This window comes from Luteitalea sp. (assembly GCF_044337415.1).
In the GTDB taxonomy this organism is placed as follows: Bacteria; Acidobacteriota; Vicinamibacteria; order Vicinamibacterales; family Vicinamibacteraceae; genus Luteitalea.
The window spans coordinates 1-7,595 of the sequence record NZ_JBIINP010000188.1; the positions used below are offsets into that span (position 1 = coordinate 1).

Here is a 7,595-nt window from a genome sequence, read left to right on the forward strand (position 1 = left end):
TGTTCGGTGGCCCTGTGGCCGGGACCTGGCTGGCGCAGGCCGTGCAGGACTGCTTCGCGAACGGCGGCCGTCACCTCGTCGTCTGCCGTGTCGTGGGCGCTGGCGCGACGGTGGCCAGCGTCACCCTCGGGGGCCTGATCATCCGCGCGAGCGGGCCTGGGGCGTGGGGCAACCAGGTGGCCGTGCGGATCGCGCACGACCCGGACGGGCGCGTCGACATGACGACGGCGTACTGGCCCGATGCCGTGCCGCCCGGCGACCCCTTCGGGGAGGGGCAGCCGCCAGCGCAGATCCTCGAGGAATGGCCGGGCCTGCGGGCGACGTTCGACGGTGAACCGGTGGCGCCTGATCTCGCGCTCATCGGCGTCGAGTGGACGCCGGACGGCAGGGGAGTCGCTCCGCCGGCCGGTGTGCACCGGCTCGCGGGCGGCGCCGACGGCAATGCACCCGGCCTCGACGACTACCGTGGCCTGCCGACGCAGGAGCGCGCGGAGCCCCAGGGCCTCGCGGCCCTTGATGCGTCGACGTTCGACGATGTGGCGGTGGTGCACGCGCCAGCAGCGCCGACGGAGGTCGCGGCGGCTGTCGTCGCCGATTGCGCCCGTCGTCGCGACAGGTTCGCCGTCGTCGACGGGACCGCCGCGATCGTCGCCGATGCACGGCGCGCGGTGGGCGACAGTGCGTTCGGCGCGTGCTACTGGCCGTGGGTGACGGTGTCCGATGGTGTCGGCGGCGCACGCAGCCACCGGCCGCCCGGTGGCGCGGTGGTCGGGATCTACGGACGCGTCGACATCGAGCGCAGCGTGTTCACGGCACCCGCCAGCGAGGGGATCGCGGGTGCCCTGGACGTGGCCGAGCCGATCACGGCGGTCGAGTCGTCGGCGCTGCTCCAGCGTGGCGTGAACCCGATCCAGCGGTTCCCCGGGCGTGGCGTCCGGGTGTGGGGTGCACGGACGCTGAGCAGCGATCCGGAGTGGCGCTACGTGAACGTGCGCCGTTACGCGATCTACCTGGAGCAGTCGATGGCGCGGGGCACGGCGTGGGCCGTGTTCGAGCCGGGGACGCCGGAGACCTGGGCCCGCGTGCGGTCGAGCGTGGAGCAGTTCCTCACGCTCGAGTGGCGCAACGGCGGCCTGTGCGGCAACAGGCCGGAGCAGGCGTTCTTCGTGCGCTGCGACGCCTCGACGATGACCGCGGACGACATCGCGGCCGGGCGGCTTGTCTGCACCGTGGGCCTGGCGATGCTGCGGCCCGCGGAGTTCATCGTGCTGCGGGTGGGCCATCAGGGCCAACCCGCCTGAGCGAGGCCGCGGGGCGTCCTGGTCGGCTCGCCAGGGCCGCCTCGGAGAGGCGTCCACACCAAATCGGAGAGGCGTTCCTACCGAAGCGTCGAGCGTCGCTGGACCGAGCGCAGCAGGCTGGCGACCGTCGTCTGGGCCAGCCGCTCGGCCATCGCCCGCTCGGCGTCGGCGTAGACGCCTGACAAAGCGCCCTGGATGTGGCGCCCGACCGGGCAGGCCGGATTGGGGTCGCTCGCATGCATCGCGAACGGCGAGGGATCCTCCACCGCGTCGCGCACCTCGCGCGCGGTGATGCCGTCGGCGCGACGGGCCAGCATCCACCCGCCGCCGCTACCCGGTTGTGACGACACAACCCCGACCTTGCGCAGCAGGCCGAGCACCCGCCGGATCACGACGGGGTTGGTGTTGACGCTGGTCGCGATGTACTCCGACGTGAGGGACCGTTCCGGCTCGATGGCGAGCAGGGTCAGGACGTGGAGGGCGACGGTGAGGCGTGTGCTCGGGTGCATGATGCAGGACGCCTGCCGGGCTGGCCGTGGTTCGTAACGGTATCGGTGTCGAATTGCGCGTGTCAAGGCGACCGCACAGGCGCACCGTCGAGATGGCGCCTCTTTCCCCTGTGCCACGCCTCGACGCAACGTCGGGCCGGGGTTCCGGCGTACTGTGTGTGACGTTGTCGGCAACTCGCGCCCTGGGGCGCCCGGAGGAATCTCGGATGAGTCGTATCACCCGCGTCGGTCGCAGTGCGCTCGTGGCCCTCTGTCTGTTCACGCCCGGGCTGGCCTCGGGCCAGGCCGTGCAGGATCCGCCCAAGCCGTTCGAGCCCGTGAGCGGGCAGGCCGGCAAGGATGTGGTCTGGGTGCCCACGCCGCAGAGCACCGTCGATGCCATGCTCGACCTGGCCAAGCTGACCCCGAGCGATCACCTGATCGACCTCGGCGCCGGCAACGGGATCACCGTGATCACGGCAGCCAAGCGCGGCGCCACTGCCGTCGGCGTCGAGTTCAATCCCGACATGGTGGCCCTGGCGCGCGGCAAGGCCCAGGAGGCCGGCGTGTCGGGCCGCGCCACGTTCGTGCAGGGCGACCTGTTCGAGGCCGACCTGTCGAAGGCGACCGTGATCACGCTGTTCCTCCTGCCGGAGATCAACATGAAGCTGCGCCCGTCGCTGCTCGATCTGAAGCCGGGGACGCGCGTGGTGGCCAACTCGTTCGACATGGAGGACTGGGAGCCGGATGTGCGCGTGACGGTGCCCGAGTGCACGTCGTGGTGCACGGCGATGGCGTGGATCGTCCCGGCCAAGGTCACGGGCGCGTGGCAACTGGGCAAGGAGATGCTCACCCTCACGCAGCGGTTCCAGTTCGTGGGCGGCACGCTCGGCGCGGCGGGGATCACGGACGGCCGGCTGTCGGGCGCGGCGCTCACGTTCACCGCGGGCGGCCGCACGTACACCGGGCGCGTCGAGGGCGATCGCCTGGTCGGCGACGGCTGGTCGGCCACGCGGCTGCCGTAGGGCGCGCGCCGTCCACGATCACTGACCGCCGGACCAAGGTCCGGCGGCTACGAACTTCTGCGGTTCGTGGCGGTCGACCTTCGGGTCGACGGTCGGTGATCCTCCCGTGAGATCGCCCGCCGCGAGCCTCCCCGTATACTGCGGCGCATGACGCACGCTTCCGACCCCCTCGGCGTCGCGCTGCTCGGGTTCGGCTTCGCCGGCCGCATCTTCCACGCGCCGTTCATCACCACCACGCCCGGCCTCGCGCTGCGCGCCATCGCGTCAAGCCGTCGAGACGAGATTGCCGCGGCCTACCCGGGCGTGCGTGTGCTCGCCTCTGCGGAAGACGCCCTCGCCTCACCCGACGTCGACCTCGTCGTCGTCGCCACCACCAACGAGACGCACGCGCCGCTGGCCATCGCCGCCATGCGCGCGGGCAAGCACGTGGTCGTCGACAAGCCGTTCACCCTCACGCTCGACGAAGCGCGCCAGGTGATCGGCGTGGCGGAGGAGACGCGCCGCGTCATGGCCGTCTTCCAGAATCGCCGGTGGGACAGCGACTTCGCGGGCGTCCGCGCCGCCATCGCCGACGGCGAGATCGGCGAGGTGGTCGAGTACTGGTCGCAGATCGCGCGGTGGCGGCCCGAGGTGCGCGATCGCTGGCGCGAGCGTCCGGGGCCCGGCGCGGGACTGTGGTTCGATCTCGGCCCGCACCTGATCGATCAGGCCCTCGAACTCTTCGGCATGCCCGACGCGCTGCAGGCCACCATTCGCCCCCTCCGCCCGGGCGCGACGGTGGACGACTTCTTCCACGTGCGGTTGATCTACCCGACGCGCGAGGTGCTGCTCACGTCGAGCATGCTGGCGGGGGAGTCGTCGCCCCGCTTCGTGGTGCGCGGCACCACGGGCACGCTCGTGAAGCACGGGATGGACACGCAGGAGCGAGCGCTCATGGCAGGCCAGCGTCCTGGCACGCCCGAGTGGGGGCACGACGACGACCCGGTGGTCGTGCATCGCGAAGGCGTGGAGGTGGCCCGTCGGCAGGCGCCGGCAGGTCACTACGGGCACTTCTACGCAGGGGTGCGCGACGCCATCCGCGACGGCGTTCCGCCGCCCGTGACGACGCAGCGCGCGATCGAGGTGATGAGCATCACGATGGCCGGCTTCGAGTCGACGGCCTCGGGAGCGGTGCGCCGGCTGGACCTGTAGGTTCGGGCCTGCCGGACGCCGAGGGTGGGACGGCTGACCGTCGGCCAAGGCCGACGGCCAGCACGGTCAGCCGAGCGATCAGAAGAAGACGGAGCCGATCACACGGAACATCGAGCCGTCGGGGCCGCCGTCGTCGCGGGCGACGACCTGCCCATAGGTCGTCTTGATGCCGAAGTGACGGCTGAGCATCACGTTCACCGTGCCTCCGAGCGTGAGCGCCTTCTGCGTGTTGTCGTTGGCCACGCCGTCCGAGGTCGTCTCGCCGCCCAGGATGCCGCCGATGTCGGCCGACACCCACACGGCGCGATTCAGGTTGCGGATGATGTGCGTTTCCACGCGCAGCATCGGCGCCTGCTCGAGCGTCTGCGCCGAGCCGGCGGCGTCGGTGTTGTCGCCAGAGAACACCAACTGCGGCACGACCTCGATCGACGTCAGGTGCGGGTCGAGGTACGACTTGCCGATGTTCCAGCCGAAGGGCAGGCCGACCCACACCTGCGTGCGGTTGGCGCCGAGGTTCAGGAGGCGGTCGGAGTCGTACGAGCCGGTCGGCAGGGTCACCTTGGCGAGGGCCCCGAGCATGAAGCCCGGCTTCAGCTTGATGAACTCCTCGACCGGCACCGACTTCAGGCCCACCAGGTTCACCACGGCGCCGAGCTGCGTGTCGCCGAGCCCGTTGCTCGACCCGGTGCGCACGCCGTTCAGCAACTGCAAGGACCCCGACACCGCGCCCATGGGCTGCACGACGAACAGCCCGCCGGATCGCCCGAACGGCGAGATCGGATGCGCGTAGAACAGCACGGCGACGTCGATGTCGATGTCGCCGCCCCTGATGACCTGGCTCGTGTCGAGCAGCGTGTTGCCACGCAGGAACTGTCCGTAGACCGAGAACACGTTCGTGCCCTCGGGCACCGCGGCGTACGCGCGCGGACCGTCGCCCTGGGCGCGCGCCTCCGGAGTCGCCATCCCGAGCGCGCAGGCGCACATGATGGCCGCGGCGAGCCGCCCCGGGGAGAGTCGGAATGGATGCGTCATCTCTTCATCATAGGGAGGCCGCCATTGCCGCGCATCGTGGCGGCACCGGGTGCGATACGTGGATTTCCACGTGTGTGGCCGAATGGTGCGATCCAAGGGATGGGCCGCCCGCCGGTCCGCCGGGGAGTATGATCGGGCGGTTCTGGTCAATGGGCCGTAAGCGCGATCCCTCCTCCTGCCTGTTGGCATGTCTCCCTGTTCGCCTCGTGCTGGCGTGGATTTCCACGCTTGCCCTGACCGGCGACGCCTTCGCCGACGGGCCCCGGCAGGTGCTGATCCTGCACGGCGACTCGCGGCTGCTGCCCTCGGTGGTGCTGGCCGATCAGGGCGTGAAGGCGCGTCTGGCCGCCGTGGTCCCCCGCATCGACATCCAGACCGAGCACCTCGACGTGTCGCGTGCGCCCGACGCGTCGTACCTCGGGCACCTGCGCGACTTCCTGCAGCACAAGTACACCGGCCGCCACTTCGACGCGGTGATCGCCGTCGGCCTCGACGCCTTCCGCTTTGCCGTCGAGCAGCGCGCCACGCTGTTCCCGGACGTCCCGCTCGTCTTCTGTGGCGTCAGCGCGGGGATGCTGCAGAGCGTCGCCACGCCGGGGGATGTCGCCGGCATCCTCACGCAGCCGGATGTGTCCCAGACCTTCGACGCGATGCGGGCGCTGCATCCCGGGCTCCGGCGCGTGCTCGTGCTCGGGGGAAAGGCCGAGGCCGATCTGGCCTTCCTCGCGGCCGCACGCCGGAGCATCGGGGCCTCGCCGGGCATCGTCGTCGACTATGCGAACGAGCCGACCCTCGCGGCGGCCCGGGCGCGCATCGCCAGCCTGCCGGCCGATGCCGCCGTCCTGTTCGTGTCGATGCTGCGGGACGGCACCAACAAGGAAATCTCCACGCAGGAAGTGGTGTCCTCGCTCCGCGAAGCGTCGCCCGTGCCGATCTACGGCCTCGGTGCGGCCCTGATCGGGCATGGCATCGTCGGCGGCCGTGTCGTGCGGTTCGACAAGGATGCCGAGGCGGCGGCCGACCTCGCGCTGCGCTTGATGGCCGGCGACACCAGCGTCACCGGCCTGCGCGTGCCCGGTCCGGCGGCCTTCATGTTCGACGCGCGGGAACTGCGCCGCTGGAACGCGCGCACCTCGGCATTGCCGCCTGGCAGCGTCGTGCTGTTCCGCACGCCCAGCCTGTGGGAGGCGTATCGGAGCCAGGTGATCGGCGCCTCGGCGCTGATTGCGCTGCAGGCCTTCCTCATCGGCGGCCTGCTGGTGCAGCGCCAGCGGCGACGACGGGCCGAGCAGGATCGGCGGGATCTCGCCGGGCGCCTGATCGTGGCGCAGGAGGATGAGCGGCGCCGCATCGCGCACGAACTGCACGACGATGTGCAGCAGCGGCTGGCGTCGATTTCGCTGCGCGTGAGCGCGGCCAAGCGCGCGGCGCCGGAGGCCGCTCCCGCCCTGAGCTCCCTGCTCGAGGACACGCTGCGCCTCACCAGCGACCTCCGCCACCTCTCGCACGACCTGCACCCGCCGGTCCTCGAGCACGGCGGTCTCGCGGTGGCGATTCGCGGTCGCCTCGCCGAACTCCACGATCACGAGGGGATTGCCGTGGACCTGCGGGTGGGCGACGGCTGGATCGAGCCTCCACCGGCGGTCGCGCTGGGCCTCTATCGCGTGGCGCAGGAAGCGTTGCAGAACGTGTCGAGGCACGCCAAGGCCTCCACCGCGCACGTCACGCTCGCCACCGCGGGCACCTCCATCACCATGCGCATCGTCGATGACGGGCAGGGCTTCGAGGCGCAGGCCGTCGGGCGCCATCGCGGCATCGGCCTCGCGAGCATGCAGGAACGCATCAGAATGCTCGGCGGCAAAGTCGTCGTGCAGAGTGCGCCGGGGCAGGGGACGGAACTGCGCGTGTCGTTACCGATTGGTGGCGTCGCATGAAGCCGCGCGTCGTGCTGGCCGACGACCACGTCGTCGTGGTCCAGGGTCTCGCCTCGCTGCTGGGCCCCGAGACCGACCTGCTGGCCGTGGCCCACGACGGCAACGAACTGCTCGCGGCCATCCTGCGCTGGCAGCCGGACGTCGTGGTGACCGACCTCGCGATGCCCGGACTCAGCGGCCTCGACGTGCTGCGCCAGGCGCGGGCGCGCGACCTGCCGGCGCGGTTCCTGTTCCTCACGGCGCATGCCGAGCCGCACCTTGGCGCCGAGATCCTGCGTGCCGGCGCCGCGGGCTACCTGCTGAAGCACTCGGCAGGGGAGGAGCTGCTGCAGGCCATCCACGTGGTGGCGTCTGGGGGCACGTACGTCTCGCCGCGTCAGGCGCGGCAGGTGCTCGACGCGATGGCAGCGGTCGACGCCCCGGCCCGCCCGGTCCTTCCGCCCCGCCAGCTCGAGGTCCTGCGCCTGCTGGCCGACGGGCGGCGCATGAAGGAGATCGCCGCGGAGCTCGGTCTCTCCGTGCGCACCGTCGAGGATCACAAGGCGCAGCTGATGCGCACGCTCGACGTCGAGTCGACGGCCGAACTCGTGCGCTCAGCCATCAGGCGCGGGCTGCTCGAGGCCT

General features: G+C 71.4%; 7 protein-coding genes. 5 read left to right on the forward strand and 2 right to left on the reverse strand.

Features of this window, described 5'->3' with window-relative positions; genetic code table 11:
* Positions 1 to 1,301: phage tail sheath family protein (locus tag ACIRDX_RS18500; protein ID WP_396626915.1), on the forward strand; the 1,301-nt coding region annotated here is incomplete at its 5' end.
* 77 nt (positions 1,302 to 1,378) lie between these two features.
* On the opposite strand, the gene ACIRDX_RS18505 is transcribed toward ACIRDX_RS18500, so the two are convergent.
* Positions 1,379 to 1,810: an Rrf2 family transcriptional regulator gene (locus tag ACIRDX_RS18505; RefSeq protein WP_396626916.1), complete on the reverse strand. Its 432-nt coding sequence runs from the start codon at positions 1,808 to 1,810 to the stop codon at positions 1,379 to 1,381.
* A gap of 206 nt (positions 1,811 to 2,016) precedes the next feature.
* Between ACIRDX_RS18505 and ACIRDX_RS18510 the strand changes: the two genes are divergently transcribed.
* Both ACIRDX_RS18510 and ACIRDX_RS18515 read left to right on the forward strand, forming a co-directional pair.
* Positions 2,017 to 2,814, forward strand: coding sequence for an SAM-dependent methyltransferase (locus ACIRDX_RS18510; RefSeq protein WP_396626917.1), 798 nt, complete (start codon positions 2,017 to 2,019; stop codon positions 2,812 to 2,814).
* 147 nt (positions 2,815 to 2,961) lie between these two features.
* On the forward strand, positions 2,962 to 4,005 hold the full coding sequence (locus ACIRDX_RS18515; RefSeq protein ID WP_396626918.1) for an oxidoreductase: 1,044 nt from the start codon (positions 2,962 to 2,964) through the stop codon (positions 4,003 to 4,005).
* Between the two features lie 78 nt (positions 4,006 to 4,083).
* Here the strand turns inward: ACIRDX_RS18515 and ACIRDX_RS18520 are convergent, their stop codons facing one another.
* Positions 4,084 to 5,037, reverse strand: a complete 954-nt coding sequence (locus ACIRDX_RS18520) for a transporter (protein WP_396626919.1) — start codon at positions 5,035 to 5,037, stop codon at positions 4,084 to 4,086.
* 182 nt (positions 5,038 to 5,219) lie between these two features.
* Between ACIRDX_RS18520 and ACIRDX_RS18525 the strand changes: the two genes are divergently transcribed.
* Positions 5,220 to 6,971: an ATP-binding protein gene (locus ACIRDX_RS18525; RefSeq protein WP_396626920.1), complete on the forward strand. Its 1,752-nt coding sequence runs from the start codon at positions 5,220 to 5,222 to the stop codon at positions 6,969 to 6,971.
* Positions 6,968 to 7,595, forward strand: a 628-nt coding sequence (locus ACIRDX_RS18530; protein ID WP_396626921.1) for a response regulator, incomplete at its 3' end; no start/stop codon positions are given. The genes ACIRDX_RS18525 and ACIRDX_RS18530, both read left to right, overlap by 4 nt.

What these genes read in the sequence shown, in the direction of transcription:
- ACIRDX_RS18505 (WP_396626916.1), bottom strand. Translation starts at nt 1,810, where the DNA reads ATGCACCCGAGCACACGCCTCACCGTCGCCCTCCACGTCCTGACCCTG.
- ACIRDX_RS18515 (WP_396626918.1), top strand. Translation starts at nt 2,962, where the DNA reads ATGACGCACGCTTCCGACCCCCTCGGCGTCGCGCTGCTCGGGTTCGGC.
- ACIRDX_RS18520 (WP_396626919.1), bottom strand. Translation starts at nt 5,037, where the DNA reads ATGACGCATCCATTCCGACTCTCCCCGGGGCGGCTCGCCGCGGCCATC.
- ACIRDX_RS18510 (WP_396626917.1), top strand. Translation starts at nt 2,017, where the DNA reads ATGAGTCGTATCACCCGCGTCGGTCGCAGTGCGCTCGTGGCCCTCTGT.